Genomic DNA, 270 nt, shown 5'->3' with positions numbered 1-270 from the left:
GCACTTCCCGGCCGCGGAGTCACGGGAACCGTCGATGGGCGAACGGTGCTGATCGAGCGGGGCGCGTCCACCGCCGACACCATCGGAACGGTTGTCGTGGTGAAGGTCGACGGCGCGACCTGGGGCACGATCACGTTGGTCGACCGCATCCGACCGGATGCTGCCGCCGCAGTGCGCGAGACCGTCGCGGTGACCGGGAGTCCGGCGCGACTGCTGACCGGGGACAACCCGGGGACCGCCGCACACGTCGCGACACAGACCGGCGTCGAC

1 pseudogene is annotated in these 270 nt (G+C 71.5%); it reads left to right on the top strand.

The features are described from left to right. Nucleotides 1-45: 45 nt before the first annotated feature. Nucleotides 46-270 (top strand): annotated as a pseudogene (locus tag KVT44_RS56130) (heavy metal translocating P-type ATPase); the annotation flags it as partial.

It is taken from the genome of Streptomyces sp. GbtcB7 (assembly GCF_019091445.1).
Taxonomy (GTDB): Bacteria; Actinomycetota; Actinomycetes; order Streptomycetales; family Streptomycetaceae; genus Streptomyces; species Streptomyces mirabilis.
Note: the sequence above shows the minus strand (reverse complement) of the source record. Positions and strands in the feature narration are given on the sequence as shown.